This window comes from Pseudomonas sp. 1176_21 (genome assembly GCF_052850635.1).
In genome coordinates this window covers 86,838-103,516 of sequence record NZ_VXCV01000009.1, presented here as the reverse complement: position 1 = coordinate 103,516, position 16,679 = coordinate 86,838, and the positions used below count along the sequence as shown (strand labels likewise).

15 protein-coding genes and 1 pseudogene are annotated in these 16,679 nt (G+C 65.1%); 7 read left to right on the top strand and 9 right to left on the bottom strand.

Annotated elements, in window-relative coordinates:
* Positions 1-41 precede the first annotated feature (41 nt).
* Entirely contained in the window at positions 42-2,201 is a 2,160-nt protein-coding gene (locus FW760_RS20010) for a TonB-dependent siderophore receptor (RefSeq protein WP_116055130.1), read from the bottom strand.
* Between the two features lie 103 nt (positions 2,202-2,304).
* Positions 2,305-3,495, bottom strand: coding sequence for an MFS transporter (locus FW760_RS20005; protein WP_043862728.1), 1,191 nt, complete (start codon positions 3,493-3,495; stop codon positions 2,305-2,307).
* A 106-nt stretch (positions 3,496-3,601) separates the two neighbouring features.
* Here FW760_RS20005 and FW760_RS20000 point away from each other — a divergent pair, with 106 nt between their 5' ends.
* Positions 3,602-4,489: a LysR family transcriptional regulator gene (locus FW760_RS20000; RefSeq protein WP_054915830.1), complete on the top strand. Its 888-nt coding sequence runs from the start codon at positions 3,602-3,604 to the stop codon at positions 4,487-4,489.
* Positions 4,490-4,527: 38 nt separating this feature from the next.
* Here the strand turns inward: FW760_RS20000 and FW760_RS19995 are convergent, their stop codons facing one another.
* Complete coding sequence (locus tag FW760_RS19995; RefSeq protein WP_043862730.1) at positions 4,528-5,010, bottom strand: GreA/GreB family elongation factor; 483 nt, start codon at positions 5,008-5,010, stop codon at positions 4,528-4,530.
* 1 nt (position 5,011) lies between these two features.
* Entirely contained in the window at positions 5,012-5,404 is a 393-nt protein-coding gene (locus FW760_RS19990) for a hypothetical protein (protein ID WP_043862731.1), read from the bottom strand.
* A gap of 137 nt (positions 5,405-5,541) precedes the next feature.
* Here FW760_RS19990 and earP point away from each other — a divergent pair, with 137 nt between their 5' ends.
* Both earP and FW760_RS19980 read left to right on the top strand, forming a co-directional pair.
* The gene (earP, locus tag FW760_RS19985; protein WP_116055128.1) at positions 5,542-6,675 is read left to right on the top strand and encodes an elongation factor P maturation arginine rhamnosyltransferase EarP; all 1,134 of its coding nucleotides are present in this window, start codon (positions 5,542-5,544) and stop codon (positions 6,673-6,675) included.
* Between the two features lie 48 nt (positions 6,676-6,723).
* Complete coding sequence (locus tag FW760_RS19980) at positions 6,724-7,296, top strand: elongation factor P (RefSeq protein WP_043862733.1); 573 nt, start codon at positions 6,724-6,726, stop codon at positions 7,294-7,296.
* A gap of 78 nt (positions 7,297-7,374) precedes the next feature.
* Here the strand turns inward: FW760_RS19980 and FW760_RS19975 are convergent, their stop codons facing one another.
* The gene (locus FW760_RS19975; protein WP_043862734.1) at positions 7,375-7,833 is read right to left on the bottom strand and encodes a MarR family winged helix-turn-helix transcriptional regulator; all 459 of its coding nucleotides are present in this window, start codon (positions 7,831-7,833) and stop codon (positions 7,375-7,377) included.
* A 51-nt stretch (positions 7,834-7,884) separates the two neighbouring features.
* The gene (locus FW760_RS19970) at positions 7,885-8,841 is read right to left on the bottom strand and encodes a LysR family transcriptional regulator (RefSeq protein WP_054915829.1); all 957 of its coding nucleotides are present in this window, start codon (positions 8,839-8,841) and stop codon (positions 7,885-7,887) included.
* A gap of 105 nt (positions 8,842-8,946) precedes the next feature.
* Here FW760_RS19970 and FW760_RS19965 point away from each other — a divergent pair, with 105 nt between their 5' ends.
* Positions 8,947-9,696: a sulfite exporter TauE/SafE family protein gene (locus FW760_RS19965; RefSeq protein ID WP_043862736.1), complete on the top strand. Its 750-nt coding sequence runs from the start codon at positions 8,947-8,949 to the stop codon at positions 9,694-9,696.
* A 48-nt stretch (positions 9,697-9,744) separates the two neighbouring features.
* Here the strand turns inward: FW760_RS19965 and FW760_RS19960 are convergent, their stop codons facing one another.
* Positions 9,745-11,091 (bottom strand): class II 3-deoxy-7-phosphoheptulonate synthase, encoded by a 1,347-nt coding sequence (locus tag FW760_RS19960; protein WP_054915827.1) that lies wholly within the window; start codon positions 11,089-11,091, stop codon positions 9,745-9,747.
* A 128-nt stretch (positions 11,092-11,219) separates the two neighbouring features.
* Here FW760_RS19960 and FW760_RS19955 point away from each other — a divergent pair, with 128 nt between their 5' ends.
* Both FW760_RS19955 and FW760_RS19950 read left to right on the top strand, forming a co-directional pair.
* A complete protein-coding gene (locus FW760_RS19955; protein ID WP_043862738.1) occupies positions 11,220-11,975 on the top strand; it encodes a spermidine synthase in 756 nt (251 codons plus the stop codon).
* A gap of 322 nt (positions 11,976-12,297) precedes the next feature.
* A pseudogene (locus FW760_RS19950) lies at positions 12,298-13,999 on the top strand (DEAD/DEAH box helicase).
* Between the two features lie 105 nt (positions 14,000-14,104).
* Here the strand turns inward: FW760_RS19950 and FW760_RS19945 are convergent.
* Positions 14,105-14,872 (bottom strand): DODA-type extradiol aromatic ring-opening family dioxygenase, encoded by a 768-nt coding sequence (locus FW760_RS19945; protein WP_116055126.1) that lies wholly within the window; start codon positions 14,870-14,872, stop codon positions 14,105-14,107.
* 105 nt (positions 14,873-14,977) lie between these two features.
* On the opposite strand from FW760_RS19945, the gene FW760_RS19940 reads away from it, so the two are divergent.
* Positions 14,978-15,631, top strand: a complete 654-nt coding sequence (locus FW760_RS19940; RefSeq protein ID WP_116055124.1) for a thiopurine S-methyltransferase — start codon at positions 14,978-14,980, stop codon at positions 15,629-15,631.
* Between the two features lie 51 nt (positions 15,632-15,682).
* Here FW760_RS19940 and htpX read toward each other — a convergent pair whose 3' ends face one another.
* Positions 15,683-16,570, bottom strand: a complete 888-nt coding sequence (htpX, locus tag FW760_RS19935) for a protease HtpX (protein ID WP_043862742.1) — start codon at positions 16,568-16,570, stop codon at positions 15,683-15,685.
* Positions 16,571-16,679: the final 109 nt, after the last annotated feature.

Genomic DNA, 16,679 nt, shown 5'->3' with positions numbered 1-16,679 from the left:
GAACGCCTGTGCAGGAGCCGGCCTTGCCGGCGAACGCATTCTCAGAAGCTCACAGCAGCCGACACCCGCGCAGTTCGCGGCGCGCCCTGAAACAGGTAGCCGTCGCCCAGATATTCCCCCGCGTCCCTCCAGTAGCGCCGATCGAACACGTTATCCACTGTCAGGCGCAGCACCGTGTCATACCCGCCGATGCGCGTGCGATAGCGGCTGCCAATGTCGAACACCGCATAGCCACCCACCGCCACCGTACCTGCCTGGTTGGCATACTTGCTCGCGCTGTAGCGCGCCCCACCCAGCAGCGCCAACCCCGGTACTCCCGGGAGGCTGTAGTCGGCCTGCAGCGCCGCGCGCAGATTCGGCACGTTCAGCGCCTGATGGTCGTCGTACGCCCGCGTGCCGCTGCCGCCGACCCGTGCACGAATGGCCGCGGCACTGGCGTTGATCTGCAGGTTCGACGTTACCCAGCCGCTGGCCGCCAGCTCCAGGCCGGTGTTCTTCTGCTGCCCCTGCTGCACGTAGGTGAAGTCACCGCTGCCGTCCGGCTGGGCATACTGATACCCCTGGCGCAGCTGGAACAGCGCCGCGCTCAGGCTCATGCGCTGCCATTCACGCTTGATACCCAGTTCGAGCTGGCGTGACGTGGTGGGGGCCAGGATGTCCTGGCTGTTGAGCGCGAACCACGGCGCGGCATTGCCCGACGACAGCCCCTTGCTGTAGCTGGCGTACAGCGAAATGTCCGCGCGCGGCTTGTAGATCAGCGCGGCGTTGGGCAGCAGTTCATATTGCCGGGTATGCCGGCGCAGGTTGCCATCTTCACCAAAGGCCTGCTCGTCCAGGCGTACAACGCGCGCACCGAGTACCGTCTGCCAGTGTTCGTCGAAGCTGATTCGGTCGCTGGCGAACAGGCCGTACTGGCGGCTGTCGAGGCGGCGTTCGCGGTGGCCCGGGCTGCCGTCGAAGGGCTCCAGTGCCGGCGTAGGCTGGTAGATGTTGCCGCTGCCGATCCACTCGTTGAACGTCGGTCGCTGGTCGACAGTGCGCCGTTGCGCGCTGCTGCCGACCGTCAGCTCGTGCTCCAGGCCCGCCAGGGCAAACAAGCCGTTGAGAGTGACCTGTGCCTCGTCGGTGCGCCGGGTATCGTCCGGGCTGCGGTAGTCGTAGATGTCGTAGTCGCCCTCGGGGCTGAAGTAGTTCGGCACCTTCGAGCCTGCGCAGCTGGCCGCGCCGTAGCAGCCCCAGGCGAACGCGCTGTAGTCGTCGATCACCACGCGGCTGCGCGAAGCGCTCACGCTGCCGGTCCAGGTGTCGCTGAAGCGGTATTCGAAGCGACCGCCCAGGTTCAGCGAGTCGATCTGCACCGGCTTGGCCCAGTGCTGATAGGCCAGGCGATCGTCGGGGTCGATGCCGTGGGGCAGGCGGTTGCCGCCGAGCAACTGGTAGCCGGGCACCGAGCGCTGCTCGCGCTGCTGGTACTCGACATCCAGTTGCAGCAGCGCATCCGGGTTCACTTGCCAGTCGAAGGCCAGCGAAGCGAAGTCGCGCTGGCCGTCGGCATGGTCGACGTAGGAGCGGATATCTTCATGGGCCAGGTTTGCGCGCAGGCCGAACTGGCGTTCGCTGCCAAACCAGCCGCCCAGGTCGGTGGCGATGTAGCGCTCGCCCAAGGCCGTGCTCGATACCGTGAGCGAACGGATGTCCTGCGGGCGCTTGGTCACATAGTTGATCAGCCCACCGGGTTCGGCTACTCCGATTTGCAGGCCCGACAGCCCCTTGAGCAACTCGACCTGCTGCTTGTTCTCGAGCGCCACGTTCTGCTCGCCGGCGATGGTCTGGCCGTTGATGGTGTAGCTGTGGGCGGCGTCCAGTTCGAAGCCGCGCACGTTGAAGTTCTCGTAGTAGCCGATGGGCGCATAGCTCTCGCCGACCGAGGCATCGCTTTGCAGCACCTCGCTGAGCAGGCGCACCTGGCGGTCCTGCAGCAACTGTTCGGTGAATACCGACACCGAGGCGGGGGTGTCGAGCAGCGGCGCCGCGCCAAAGCCGGCCACCGAGGCCTGGCGTGGCTGGTAGCCGTCCTCGAGCACATCGGACACGCTCAGGGGCGCGAGGGTGATGCCGCTGTCGGCCAGGGTGGTGGACGAGCTCAGGGCCAGGCCGAGGCTCAGCAGCCCCAGGGGCAGGCGAGGGTGGTGCAGGGTCATGCGCAGGTTCCTTGAAGGCCAGCAACAGGCGCGCCGGCAGGCGGGGCGCCATGTTACCTGAAGGGGGCCTGCGGGTAGGAGCCAGCCTTGCTGGCGAACGCCGTTAGGCGGCCTTCACCTGAGCCGAGCGGCGCTCCACCCACAGCCACACCACCAGCGCCACGCCGCCGATCACCAGCCCCGCCACCACGATGCCGTTCCAGCCGTGGGCCTGGAACAACTGCGTACCCAGCAGCGAGCCCAGTGCGCCACCGATGAAGTAGCAGGTGATGTACCCGGCATTGAGTCGGTTGCGCGCCTCGGGGCGCAGGGCGATCACCGCGTTCTGGTTGCTCACGTGCACCAGCTGTACCGCCAGGTCGAGTACCAGCACGCCAATCAGCAGGGCGGCGAGCGACACCTGGGCGAAGGCCAGCGGTACCCAGGCCAGCACCAGGGCCAGCAGCCCCACGGTGGTGCCCAGCGAGCCCTTGCCGCGGTCGGCCAGGCGCCCGGCCCAGTTGGCGGCCAGGGCGCCGGCCGCACCGGCCAGGCCGAACAGCCCGATCACCGCATCGGAGTAGTGGTAAGGCTCGGCTGCCAGCAGAAACGCCAGGGGTGTCCAGAACAGCGCGAACAGGCAGAACGACAGCAGCCCCAGCAACGAGCGCAGGCGCAGCACCGGCTCATCCACGAACAGGCGGAACACCGAACCGATCAGTGCGGGGTACTTGAGCCCGGCGTGCTGGTGGCGCTCGGGCAGGGCCCTGGCCAGGGCGATGGCGCTCAGGGCCATGAGCGCAGCGGCCAGCAGGTAGATGCTGCGCCAGTCACCCAGGGTCGCCATGAACCCGGCAGCGGTGCGCGCCAGCAGAATGCCCAGCAGCAGACCGCTCATCAGCGTGCCGACCACTCGCCCGCGCTCGGACGGGTCGCTCAGGCCGGCGGCCATCGGCACCAGTACCTGCGCCACCACCGAGAACAGCCCGGTCAGGGTGGTGCCGATCAGCAGCCACATCAGGCTGGGGGCGAAGGCGCTGATCAGCAGGCCGACCGTGGCGATGGCGATCATGCTGACGATCAGGCGGCGTTGTTCGAACAGGTCACCCAGCGGCGCGAGCAGCAACAGGCCGGCGCCGTAGCTCAGCTGGGCGGCAATCACGATGCTGCCGGCGGTGGCGGTGGTCAGGCCGAAATGCTGAGCGATGCTGTGCAGCAAGGGCTGCGCATAGTAGTTGCTGGCCACGGCCAGGCCGGTGGCGGTGGCCATCAGCAGAATCAGGGCGCGGCTCAGGTGAGTTGTGGCGGGGGCCATGGACCGTCTCGTTGTCAGGGGGGAAGGGGAGTGCATTATCGAAAATGCGCTAGCATGACGCCAATGAATCGTTTAGATCCCATCAATCTCTTGTACAGATGGAAAGATGAACCTCAAGCAGATCGAATACGCGCTGGCGGTGGCCGATACCGGTAGTTTCACCCGTGCGGCCGAACGTTGTCATGTGGTGCAGTCGGCTTTGAGTCATCAGGTGGCGCGCCTGGAGTCGCAACTGGGCACCTTGCTGTTCGAGCGCAGCTCGCGCCGGGTGCGCCTTACACCTGCCGGCGAAGCCTTCGTGCTCAGCGCACGCACGGCGCTGGAGGCCACCCGGCGCATCGCCGAGGACGTGGCCGCAGCCTGTGGCGAAGTGCGCGGGCGCTTGTCCATCGGCGAGATCAGCTCGCTGACCGAGCTGGACCTGGTGGACCTGCTGGCCGGTTTTCACGGGCAGTACCCGCAGGTGGACATTCGCTGGCTGATCGGCAAGAGCGAGCTGCTGATTGCCGATGTGCGCGAACGGCGCCTGGATGTGGCGTTCATCGGCGTCTGGCCGGGGGAGCCGCTGGCGGGGGTGGCGTCGCGCCTGCTGGCGGCCGAGGAGCTGGTGGCGGTGCTGCCGCTGCAGCACCCGCTGGCAGGCATCGGGCGTCTGGCGCTGGAGCAACTGGAAGACCAGCCTCTGGTGGACTTCCAGGCTGGCAGCGGCGCGCGTCGACAGACCGACGAGGCATTTGCCGCCGCAGGGGTGCGTCATCGGGTGCAGTTCGAGGTGGGCAGTATCGGTCTGATCGAGAAGTTCGTGCAGCGTGGCCTGGCCCTGGGGCTGGTACCGGCAAGGATCGCCGCAGGCTTCAAGGGCGTTGCCGCAGTACCGGTGTGCGATGCCCCGGTGCGCCACCTGTACGCGATCTGGTCGACCACCCCGACGCCGGCGGCGCGGGCCTTCGTCCAGTTGCTGGAGCAGAACCTGGCGGCAAGGGCAAGCCATTAGCCGTGGAGGCCACTTCGCTGGCAAGCCAGCGAAGTGCTTCAGAGCACTTCCACCAATTCGTAGACCTGGCGCCCATTGCCCAGTACCAGCACCACCTCGTCGCCCTCGAGCTTGCCCATCAGGCTTTGCCCCAAAGGTGAGCGCGGGGTGATCACCGTGATCAGCGCCTGCCCTTCGCCGATTTTCAGCCCTGCCGCTTCCGGCCCGAGGAACACGCGCTGCTGGCGATCCTGTTCGTCGGCCAGCAGCACCAGGTTGCTCAGTTGCACGCCGGCCTCGGGGTCGTAGTCGCGCAGGGTCAGTTGCTGGTACGCCAGCCGTGCCTGGCGAATCTCCTCCATGCGCCGGGCCTGCCCGGTGGCCAGGTACGAGGCTTCCAGGCCGAGGGTGTCGTACTTGTTCTCGGCGATGTTCTCCTCGGCAGTGGCCGCTTCATACGCGGTCTGCGCAGCACGTTGCGCCACGTCGAGGTCGACGCCCAGGCGCTCGATGATGCGCGCCAGCAGGTCGGTCTTGTTCATCTCAGTTGCAGAACTCAAGGACATTGGCGCGGCTTTTCTCGGTGGGGGCGGTACGGTTCTGTTGCAGCCAGAACTGGCATCTGGGGTTGGACAGGTTGCGCGGGCTGCCCTGGGCCTGCTCCTCGGCCTGCTGCACCGCCTGATCGTGCAGGATCTGCTTGTACTGCTCGAACATGCGGTTCTGCTCCGGCGACTGCTGCGGCGCCACGGCCGGCGCGGGCGGGGCGATCACCTCGTGCAGGGGCTGGCGCAGGTCGGGCAGGTACTGCCAGCCCAGCCACAGGGTCAGCATGATGGCGACGAAACCCAGCCACAGGCCGATGGCCACGCACAGGATCAGTTGCAGCGGGTTTTGCGAAATTTTCAGTTCACGGCGACGCGCACGGTACGACATGGCAGCCTCCTGGCCAGGACAATGGCGGCGATTGTCGCATGCAGCGCGGGTTTTATTCAGCCTCGCTACTGTTGTCTGCAATGATTAACCCGGACAATCGGCGCTTTTTGTTTCCGGCTCAACGCGAGGTGCCTGCCATGAAACCGACCTGGGATATCTTCTGTTGCGTCGTCGACAACTATGGCGACATCGGCGTCACCTGGCGCCTGGCCCGGCAACTGGTGGCCGAACACGACGTGGCGGTGCGCCTGTGGGTGGATGAACTGGCGGCCTTCGTGCGCCTGTGCCCCGAGGCGGACGCCCAGGCCCGGCAGCAATGGCAGCAAGGCGTCGAGGTGTGCCTGTGGCCGGCCGACTGGCAGCCGACGGCAGTGCCGGACGTGGTGATCGGTGCCTTCGGCTGCCACTTGCCAGCGGCCTATGTCCAGGCCATGCAGGACCGCACCGTGCCGGCAGTGTGGCTGAACCTGGAGTACCTGAGCGCCGAGGGCTGGGTGGAAGGCTGCCACGGTCTGCCGTCGCCCCAGGCCAATGGTCTGCGCAAGGTGTTCTTCTTTCCGGGGTTCACGCCCGGTACCGGCGGGTTGCTGCGCGAAGCCACGTTGCTGACGCGGCGCAAGGCGTTCGAAGACGACCCGCAGGCCCGTCAGGCATTCCTGCGCGGCCTGGGCGTGAGTGTGCATGAGGGTGCACGGCTGATCTCGTTGTTCGCCTATGAGAACCCGGGCCTGGCCAGTTGGCTCGATGTGCTGGCCGCCGACACCCGCCCCAGTCACCTGCTGGTGCCCGAGGGGCGCATCCTGGGGGATGTGCAGGCCTGGCTGGGCGAGAGCGGGCTGGGGGTGGGCAGTGTGACGCAGCGTGGGGCGCTGACGGTGCAGATCCTGCCCTTCGTCAGCCAGGATGACTATGATCGGCTGCTGTGGTGCTGCGAGTTCAATGCGGTGCGCGGCGAGGACTCGTTCGTGCGTGCTCAGTGGGCCGGGCGGCCACTGCTGTGGCATATCTATGTGCAGGAAGAGTACGCCCACTGGGAAAAGCTCGAGGCCTTTCTGGACCATTACACCCAGGGCATGTCGGCCCCGGCAGCCGCCGCGCTGGTGGCGCTGTGGCGGGCCTGGAACATGGATCGCGACATGGGCCAGGCGTGGCGCGAGCTGCTGGCGCACTGGCCGGAACTGAGCGCCCACGCCGAGCGCTGGTGCGCCGCGCAGGCCGCTCAGCCGGACCTTGCCACGGCGCTGGTACAGTTTTGTCGAAATTCGCTATGATATGCGGCCTCGATTTTTGTAAATCCATCCAAATTCGGATATCTCGCAATGAAAACTGGTAAAGAGCTGAAACCCGGTACCGTGATCCGTATCGACAACGACCCTTGGCTGGTTCAGAAAGCTGAATTCACCAAATCGGGCCGTAACAGCGCGATCATGAAGACCAAGCTGAAAAACCTGCTGACCGGCTACAAGACCGAAACCGTCTACAGCGCCGACGACAAGCTGGACGACGTGATCCTCGACCGCAAAGAAGCGACCCTGTCCTTCATCAGCGGCGACACCTACACGTTCATGGACACCACCGACTACACCATGTACGAGCTGAACGCCGAAGACATCGAAAGCGTTCTGCCTTTCGTTGAAGAAGGCATGACCGATGTGTGCGAAGCCGTATTCTTCGAAGACCGCCTGGTTTCCGTAGAGCTGCCGACCACTATCGTGCGTCAGGTGGACTACACCGAAGGTTCCGCCCGTGGCGATACCTCCGGCAAGGTCATGAAGCCTGCCAAACTGAAGAACGGTACCGAGCTGTCGGTTGCCGACTTCATCGAGATCGGTGACTGGATCGAGATCGACACCCGCGAAGGTGGCTCCTACAAGGGCCGCGCCAAGGTTTAAACCTGGCGATCTGCGCGAACACGAAAACCCGGCCAAGGCCGGGTTTTTTTATGCCCTGCGTGCGCGGCTGCGGCGCCGTCAGAGGCTGTTCTGCAGGTTGTCGCGCAGCGCCAGCAGCTCGGCCTGCAAGCGTTGCAGGCGCTCCAGCGAGTGGCCGCTGGCGCCCAGGATGCACGGCGGTATCGAGCGTGCCTGCGCTTGCAGGGCACGCCCCTGGGCAGTCAGTTGCACGATCACCACGCGCTCGTCCTCGCGGCTGCGGGTGCGCTTGAGCAGGCCCTCGGCTTCCAGGCGCTTGAGCAGGGGCGTGAGCGAGCCGGGGTCGGTCAGCAGGCGATGGCTGATTTCGCCGACGGTCAGCCCGTCCTGCTCCCATAGCACCAGCATGGCCAGGTACTGCGGGTAGGTCAGGCCCAGTGCCTGCAGCAGTGGCTTGTACACCTTGGTCATGAGCAGTGACGTGGAGTGCAGGGCGAAGCACACCTGATTGTCGAGCAGCAGCTCATCGTAAACGGGCGCTTTGGAGGTGGCGTTCATGCGGCTCCTTTCTATCTGGTCCATGAAATGGTGGCGCGCATGCTATGCGCGCTATTGCCAGCGCAGCTCGCTCTGCAGTGCCAGGTCCCAGGGAGGGATGGGGCTGAAGCGGCTCTTGAGGAATTCGAGCAGCAAACGGCTGCGAGAGTTCGTTTCATGTTCAAGGCGCAATGCATAGACACCGCTGGTTTCGGCCGGGGGCAGCCCGTTCTCGCAGAACAGCGGCAGCAGGTCGCCGCGCAGCAGGTACTCGCTGATCAGCCAGGTGGGCAGGTGCGCGATGCCCAGGCCCGCCAGGGCGCCGAACAGCAGGGTCTCGGCGTTGTTGGCGCTCATGCGCATGCGCGAGGGGCGCAGCAGACGCATCTGCCCGTCCACCGCGAAGCGCCAGGCGAAGGGTGGGGCCAGGCCATCCCAGTCCAGCCCGTCGTGCTCTGGCAGGTCGCAGGGGCTGGCAGGCACGCCGCGGGCCTGCAGGTAGGCGGGGCTGGCGCAGGCAATGCGCACCATGTACGCCAGTGGTGTTGCCACCAGCCGGGTATCGGCCAGAGGGCCTGCACGCAGCACCAGGTCGACTTCGCCCAGGTGCGCGCCCTGCAGGTCGACGAAGCTGTCGATCAGGCGCAGTTGTACATCCAGGCCCGGGTACGCCACCAGAAAATCGGCGATGGCCGGTGCCAGGTGGCGGCGGCCGAACGCCGAAGGCGCATCGATGCGGATCAGGCCTTCCGGTGCATTGCTCAGCGACACGGCCTCGGCGCGGGCCAGACGCAGCTCTTCGACGATACGCCGGGCGCGTTCGGCGAATGCATTGCCGGCGGGCGTGGGGCGTACCGCATGGGTGCTGCGCACGAACAGGCGGCTGCCCACGGCGGCCTCCAGGGTATCGATGCGTCGGGCCACCGCCGAAGGGGTCAGCGGGTGGCGCCGCGCTGCGGCAGAAAAGCTGCCGCTTTCGAGCACATCGAGAAACAGGCTCAGGTGTTGGGTGAGGGCGTCCGGGGTCATGGTGATTGCTTGTGCGAATTGGGCACAGCCATTGTGCGTTGCTGTGCGTTTCCCCGCTAGCCCGCCATCGGTAGCATGGCGCTATTGCAGAGCAGAGAGGCGAGCATGGTCGAGTGGTTGATGTACATCGTATTGGGAGCAGGGCTGGGTACCCTGGGCGGGCTGTTCGGGATCGGCGGCGGCCTGATCGCGATCCCCGTGCTGGGCGTGCTGTTCGGCCTTGACCAGCAACTGGCCCAGGGCACCGCGCTGGTGATGGTGGTGCCGAACGTGTTGCTGGCGCTGTGGCGCTATCACCAGCGCAATCGCATCGAGCTGCGTCATGCATTGCCCTTGTCGCTGGCCGGCTTCGTGTTCGCCTGGCTCGGCTCGATCTGGGCAGTGGGGTTGGATGCACAGGCCATGCGCGTCGGCTTCGTGGTGTTTCTGGTGGCGCTGACGGTGTGGAACCTGGTGCGCATGTTCACTCGCAACGCGCCGCCTTCGACCGAGTTGCGCCAGCCCTGGCCCTGGCTGGGTGTGCTGGGCGGGGGTGCCGGTGTGGTCGGCGGGCTGTTCGGGGTAGGGGGCGCGGTGGTCGCCACACCGGTGCTGACCAGTGTGTTCGGCACCACCCAGGTGGTTGCCCAGGGCCTGTCGCTGGCACTGGCGGCGCCCAGTACCTCGGTCACGCTGCTGACCTACGGGCTGCACCAGCATGTGGACTGGAACATGGGCATCGCGCTGGCACTGGGCGGCTTGCTGAGTATCAGCTGGGGCGTGAAGCTGGCCCATGCGCTGCCGGAAAAGGTCCTGCGCTCGTTGTTCTGTGTGTTTCTGGTGGTGTGCGCGTTGATGCTGGGCTTCAGGGTCTGAAGCCCGCCGCGGGTCGAGCCGGCACGGCCGTCGAGAGCCGTGCAGGTGTCAGCGCCGTACCTGCTTGAGCGTTTCGGCGATCAGGAACGCCAGCTCCAGCGACTGGTCGGCGTTCATGCGCGGGTCGCAGTGGGTGTGGTAACGGTCCGACAGCGCGTCTTCGGTGATCGGCCGGGCGCCGCCGATGCATTCGGTGACGTTCTGACCGGTCATCTCGATGTGAATGCCACCGGCATGGCTGCCTTCGGCCTGGTGCACCTGGAAAAACTGCTTGACCTCGCCCAGGATCTGCGCGAAATCGCGGGTCTTGTAGCCGCTGCTGGCCTTGATGGTATTGCCGTGCATCGGGTCGGAGCTCCACAGCACCTTGCGCCCCTCGCGCTCGACGCTGCGGATCAGCCCCGGCAGGTGCTCGCCGACCTTGTTGGCCCCCATGCGCACGATCAGGTTGAGCCGGCCCGGGTCGTTGGCCGGGTTGAGGATGTCGATCAGGCGGATCAGCTCCTCGGTGTTCATGCTCGGGCCCACCTTGACCCCGATCGGGTTGTTCACCCCGCGCAGGAACTCCACGTGGGCGCCGTCCAGCTGACGGGTGCGATCACCGATCCAGAGCATGTGCGCCGAGCAGTCGAAGTAGTCGCCGGTCAGGCTGTCGCGCCGCACGAAGGCTTCCTCGTAGTTGAGCAGCAGCGCCTCGTGCGCGGTGAAAAAGCTGGTTTCGCGCAGTTGCGGCGAGCTGTCCATGCCGCAGGCGCGCATGAAGGCCAGGGTCTCGTCGATGCGGTCGGCCAGCTGGCTGTACTTTTCGGCCAGCGCCGAGTTGGCGATGAAGTCCAGGTTCCACTTGTGCACCTGGTGCAGGTCGGCGAAACCACCCTGGGCGAAGGCGCGCAGCAGGTTGAGGCTGGCGGTGGACTGGTGATAGGCCTGCAGCAGGCGCTCCGGGTCGGGCACGCGGCTGGCAGGGTCGAAGCCGATGCCGTTGACGATGTCGCCCCGGTAGGCCGGCAGGGTCACCTCGCCGATGGTTTCGTCATTGGACGAGCGCGGCTTGGCGAACTGCCCGGCCATGCGCCCCACCTTGACCACCGGGCAGCCGGCGGCAAAGGTCATGACGATGGCCATCTGCAGCAGCACCTTGAAGGTGTCGCGGATTTTCGCTGCCGAGAACTCGGCAAAGCTTTCGGCGCAATCGCCGCCCTGCAGCAGGAAGGCACGGCCTTCGGTCACTTCGGCGAACTGGCGGCGCAGCTCGCGCGCCTCGCCGGCGAACACCAGCGGCGGGTAGCTGGCCAGGGTCTGCTCGACCTTGAGCAGGTGCGCTGCATCGGGGTAGTGCGGTTGCTGCTGGATCGGCAGGGCACGCCAGCTATCGGGACTCCAGGGTTGGCTCATCACAGGCTCGGTTTCTATCGGAAAAGGGCTGTGAACATGCTAACACCTGGACCCTGCCTTGTTGCATCGCCTGTATTGACGGACAATGGTCGTTTTTGCTTGGGCACATGCAGGTGTCGGGAGAGAGCATGACAGAGGAACGGGTAGAGCGGCTGCTGGCGCAGGTGCACGACGAGTTCGGCACCATCAGCGTGCTGGAAGTCGAGGACTACCGCTTTCTCGAGTTTGGCGAGGCCATCGAGCAGAGCTGCGTATTCACTGCCGACCCGAGCTGGCTGGAGTACGACTATACCCGCGCCATGCTGGTGGGCGCGCTGTGCCACTGCGAGCCTGAAAGCGCGCTGTTTCTCGGCCTGGGTGCCGGTACCCTGACCCAGGCCTGCCTGAAGTTCCTGCCCCTGGAGGACGTGGAGGCCATCGAGCTGCGTCCCGAGGTGCCGCGCCTGGCCATCGAGTACCTGGGGCTGGACGATGATCCGCGCCTGTACATCCGCGTGGGTGATGCGGTCGAGCTGCTGGAGACGGCCGAGCCTGCCGACCTGATCTTCGTCGACCTCTACACCGACCACGGGCCCGGCGTCGGCCACCTGGCCTGGAAGTTTCTCGAGGACTGCCAGAAGCGCCTGAACCCCGGCGGCTGGCTGGTCATCAACCAGTGGGCCACCGATGACGGCAAGCCGCTGGGCGCTGCGCTGTTGCGCGGGCTGTATCACCGCCATTACTGGGAGCTGCCGGTGAAGGAGGGCAACGTCATCCTGCTGGTGCCCGCCGACCTCGACCAGACCCTCGACCGGGAGGCGCTCACCGCGCGCGCCCGGGCTCTTGAACCGCGCCTGGGCTACTCCCTGCAGCGCCTGATCGAGGTGATCCGACCGGCATCTTGAATAAATCGTTTCAGCTCCGGCCGCGCCGCCAACAGACGCGTGGGCCTCGATCATCGGCAAGGGCTGTCGATTCGAGGCCTCCGGGCTTCTCTTCCCTGTAAAAAAGTCTCACGCGATGCAGGAAATCGGGTATAGTACGCGCCGGTCTTTTACCGGACCTCGTTCAGGTAGTGCAATTCCCCGAAGCCAGCTTCGGCTGCGCGTCCGCACCGCGGACTCTGCCTTGACGTTCCTTTTTTTCTTCAATCGTTTTCGCAAATCCCCGCCGACAAAGCTGCCAGGGTGACCTTCGGGTCTTACAAGGCATGTGCAGCTTTGGAGCATGGGTCTTTGCGGATGCACTTAGAGGCAGACCCATGACCCAGGAAACCGGCGGCTTCGCCGCTCTCGATCTTCATCCAAGTATTGTTGCCGCCGTTATCGCCACTGGCTACGAAGAGCCATCGGCCATTCAGCAGCAATCGATCCCGATTATTCTTGCCGGTCATGACATGATCGGTCAGGCGCAGACAGGTACCGGTAAAACCGCTGCCTTCGCTCTGCCAATCCTGCACCGCATCGACCCGAGCAAGCGCGAGCCGCAAGCCCTGATCCTGGCGCCAACCCGTGAGTTGGCGCTGCAAGTAGCTACCGCATTCGAAACCTACGCCAAGCAGATGCCGGGCGTTACCGTGGTAGCGGTATACGGTGGTGCCCCGATGGGCCCACAACTCAAAGCAATCCGTAACGGCGCGCAGATCGTCGTCGCTACCCCTGGCCGTCTGTGCGACCACCTGCGTCGCGACGAGAAGGTGCTGGCTACCGTCAATCACCTGGTGCTCGACGAAGCTGACGAAATGCTCAAGCTGGGCTTCATGGACGACCTGGAAGTCATCTTCAAGGCCATGCCGGAAACCCGCCAGACCGTACTGTTCTCGGCCACCCTGCCGCAGTCGATCCGTGCGATCGCCGAGCGTCACCTGCGTGACCCGAAACACGTCAAGATCCAGACCAAGACCCAGACCGTGACTGCCATCGAGCAGGCACACCTGATGGTCCACGCCGACCAGAAGGTCTCGGCGGTACTGCGCCTGCTGGAAGTCGAAGAGTTCGATGCACTGATCGCCTTCGTACGTACCAAGCAAGCCACCCTGGACCTGGCCAGCGCCCTGGAAGCCAAAGGCTACAAGGCTGCCGCGCTCAACGGTGACATCGCCCAGAACCAGCGTGAGCGCGTCATCGACTCGCTCAAGGACGGTCGCCTGGACATCGTCGTCGCTACCGACGTCGCTGCCCGTGGTCTGGACGTACCGCGCATCACCCACGTGTTCAACGTCGACATGCCGTACGATCCGGAGTCCTACGTTCACCGTATCGGCCGTACCGGCCGTGCCGGTCGCGAAGGTCGTGCACTGCTGCTGGTCACCCCGCGTGAGCGCCGCATGCTGCAGGTGATCGAGCGTGTGACCGGCCAGAAGGTTGCCGAAGTTCGTCTGCCCAACGCCCAGGCCGTACTGGACGCGCGCATCAAGAAGCTCACCAACAGCCTCGCGCCGCTGGTTGCCGATGCAGAAGCTACCCACGGTGATCTGCTCGACCGCCTGACTGCCGACATCGGTTGCAGCCCGCGTGCCCTGGCCGCGGCCCTGCTGCGCAAGGCCACCAATGGCCAGGCGCTGACCCTGGAAGCCGTCGAGAAAGAGCAGCCGCTGGTGCCGACTTCGGCCCCACGCGGTGATCGTCCTGCCGGTGAGCGCTCCGAGCGTGGCGAGCGTGAGCGTCGCGCGCCGATGCCACTGGGTGAAGGTCGTGCACGTTGCCGTACCGCGCTGGGTGCGCGTGACGGTATCGCGGCCAAGAACCTGCTGGGTGCGATCCTCAACGAAGGCGGCCTGGCCCGCGAAGCGATCGGTCGCATCCAGGTGCGCGACAGCTTCAGCCTGGTCGAGCTGCCGGAAGATGGCCTCGAGAAGCTGCTGACCAAGCTCAAGGACACTCGCGTTGCCGGCAAGCAGCTGAAGCTGCGTCGTTATCGCGAAGATTGATCTTCGAGTGAAATGAAAAATCCCCGACTGGTTCGGGGATTTTTTTTGCCTGGGCGGCCTGTTTCGCCTGCAGGGGCCGGCCTTGCCGGGGAAAGGGCTGCCGCCTCAGTCGAACCGATAGATATCCATTCCCAGTGCTCCCAGGGTAAAGCCCTGGTGCTCGATCGCGAACCGCTCGCCCGCGCCGCGGGCAAAGTACAGCGGCAGCAGGTGCTCGTCGCTCGGGTGGTTGCGCACCGCAAACGGCGCCTGCCGGCGATAGTCATGCAGGGCCGACATGTCGCCCGCAGCCAGCTTGTCGATCATCCAGTCGCGAAACGCCAGTGCCCAGGGCTCTACGCTCTCGGGGCCGGCACGCCAGTCGAGTTCGCGCAGGTTGTGGGTAATGCTGCCGGAGCCGATCAGCAGCACGCCTTCCTCGCGCAGGGCCGCCAGTGCCTGGCCTACCTGTTGCTGGTACGCCGGGCCGTGCTGGCTGGGCAGTGATACCTGCACCACCGGTATGTCCGCCGCCGGGTACATCAGCGACAGGGGCACCCACGCGCCATGGTCGAAAGGCCGCTTGGCGTCGAGTGTTGTGGGCAGCCCGGCTTCATTGAGCCGTTGCCTTACCTGTTCGGCGAGCTGTGGGTCGCCGGGGGCAGGGTACTGCACGGCATACAAGGCGGCCGGAAAGCCGCCGAAGTCGTGCCAGGTGGGTGGGTGCGGGTTGCTTGTCACGCGCAGTTCGGTGGTTTCCCAGTGCGCAGACATCACGACGATCGCTCTGGGGCGCGGCAGTTGCGCCGCCAGGCGGGCAAGTGCCGGACCGCTGGCACCCGGTTCCAGTGCCAGCATGGGAGAGCCATGGGAGATAAACAGGCTGGGCAGCATCGGGGTGGTCCTGAAGGTTAATATGCAGCCATCTTCAGGCAGATCATTGATCTAAATCTAATATAAGTTTTTGCGGTATTTAATCGAATTTATCGAGGTAAGGTTATGCAGCCCGCGTTCTGGCACAACCGCTGGGAGAACGATCTGATCGGCTTTCACCAGCAGCAGGTCAACCCGTATCTGCAGCAGCATTGGCCCGCACTGGGCATTGCGCCTGGTGCCCGTGTACTGGTGCCGCTGTGCGGCAAGAGCCTGGACATGGCGTGGCTGGCCGCGCAAGGCCACGACGTGCTTGGGGTGGAGTTGTCCGAGCGGGCGGTGAAGGACTTTTTTTCCGAGCATGAGCGGGAGCCGCAGGTTTCGCAGCAGGGGGCCTTCACGGTCTACCGCAGCGAGGGCATCGAGTTGTGGTGTGGCGATTTCTTCGCACTGACCGCGGGTGACGTGCGGGGCTGTACGGGCCTTTACGACCGTGCCGCGATCATCGCCTTGCCGCCTGCCATGCGCGAGCGGTATGTGGCGCATCTGCAGCAGTTGCTGCCGTCGCCTTGCAAGGGCCTGTTGATCACTCTTGACTACGATCAGGCGGTCACTGACGGTCCGCCCTTTGCCGTGCCCGATGAAGAGGTCGAGCGCCTGTTCGGCGAGCAGTGGCAGTTGGCGATCGCCGCGCAGGACGACGTGTTGGCGCAGAGCCCCAGGTTCATCAAGGCGGGTGCTGATCGGCTGCTGGAGCGGGTGTACCGTCTGCAACGCTGAAATGAAAAAGGGCGACCCGTGGGTCGCCCTTCCTGTTTGCCTGCTGCTCGCTTAGCCGCGACGACGCAGGGCTTCGATACGATCTTCCAGCGGCGGGTGACTCATCAGCAGGCCTGCCAGGCCCTGCTTGAGGCCACCATTGATGCCGAAGGCATTCAGGGTGTCAGGCATGTGCACAGGCACGCCCTGTTCAGAACGCAGGCGCTGCAGCGCGCCGATCATCGCGTTGGTGCCGGCCAGGCGGGCGCCGGCTTCGTCGGCGCGGAACTCGCGCTTGCGCGAGAACCACATGACGATGATGCTGGCCAGGATACCCAGGACCAGTTCGGCAACGATGGTCGCGATGTAGTAGGCAATGCCCTGGCCTTCTTCGTTCTTGAAGATCACCTTGTCGACGAAATTGCCGATGATGCGTGCGAAGAACATCACGAAGGTGTTGACCACACCCTGTACCAGCGCGAGGGTCACCATGTCGCCGTTGGCGACGTGGCCGATCTCGTGGGCCAGCACGGCGCGGACTTCATCACGCGAGAAACGCTCGAGCAGGCCCTGGCTGACCGCGACCAGCGCATCGTTGCGATTCCAGCCGGTAGCGAAGGCGTTGGCCTCATAGGCCGGGAAGACGCCCACCTCGGGCATCTTGATGCCTGCCTGGCGGGAAAGCTCTTCGACGGTCTGCAGCAGCCATTGCTCATGGTGGGTGCGCGGCTGGGTGATGATCTGGGTACCGGTGCTCATCTTCGCCATCCACTTGGAGATGAACAGCGAGATCAGCGAGCCGGCAAAGCCGAACACAGCGCAGAAAATCAGCAACTGGTCGAGCTTGAGGTCAACCCCGTTTGCCGCCATGAACCCGTTGAAGCCGAACAGGCTCAGGGTGATGCTGGCAATCAGCACGACCGCAAGGTTGGTGGCCACAAACAGCAAAATGCGCATCATGGTTGTTACGTTCTCCTGACGGATAGAAAGCTTGCGTATGCGGGGTATATAAGGTGCGCGCTCCGTGTATTCAACCGGGCGACTATTTCAAACTGTGTACTTGTGCGGG